This is a genomic window from Seonamhaeicola marinus (assembly GCF_008085455.1).
On sequence record NZ_VSDQ01000815.1, the window covers coordinates 1 to 270 of the forward strand.

Annotated in this window: 1 pseudogene; it reads right to left on the reverse strand. The window is 32.2% G+C overall.

What is annotated here, in order from left to right:
• Nucleotides 1–201 (reverse strand): annotated as a pseudogene (locus tag FUA24_RS23685) (proline--tRNA ligase); the annotation flags it as partial.
• Nucleotides 202–270: the final 69 nt, after the last annotated feature.

Here is a 270-nt window from a genome sequence, read left to right on the forward strand (position 1 = left end):
CGGAAAATATGCGTTTTGATGTCCTGTTTCTTTAAACATTCTATCTAATTCTGCCTGCATTTTTTCCCAAATAGCGTATCCGTATGGTTTTATAACCATACAACCTCTAACAGCCGAATTCTCAGCTAAGTCCGCTTTTACAACCAATTCGTTATACCATTTGGAATAATCTTCTGCTCTGCTGGTAAGTTTTTTACTCATATAAATGTTTTGGCACAAATATTGTGATTATGTTAAATAAAAAAATAGTTCAGCAAAACTAACTATTTT